Below are 279 nucleotides of genomic sequence, written 5' to 3'. Positions count from 1 at the left end.
AGGAGGACAGCTGGGACAGCGGCAGCAACGGCCTGCCGTGGTATCAGCAGCGCTACTACCGGCTGCTGGCGCACTCGCCCGACCAGCTGGGCAAGGCGCCGATGCACGACGGCGGGGCGCTGAACAACCTGATCTTCCCGCGCCGGGTCAAGGACCTGATCCGCGAGATCGAGCTGTGGCGCAACCACCGCGACTGGTACCGCGCCAAGGGCATCCCCTGGAAGCGCGGCTGGCTGCTGTACGGCCCCCCGGGCACCGGCAAGACGGCCCTGGCGCGGG

The 279-nt window shown here is 71.0% G+C and carries 1 pseudogene; it reads left to right on the top strand.

Annotated elements, in window-relative coordinates:
- Nucleotides 1-279, top strand: a pseudogene (locus tag E0702_RS19245) (hypothetical protein); the annotation flags it as partial.

Origin of the sequence: Halomonas marinisediminis, assembly GCF_004347715.1 — a bacterium.
Taxonomy (GTDB): Bacteria; Pseudomonadota; Gammaproteobacteria; order Pseudomonadales; family Halomonadaceae; genus Halomonas; species Halomonas icarae.
The sequence above is the reverse complement of the archived record's forward strand: the minus strand, read 5'-3'. Positions and strand labels throughout refer to the sequence as shown.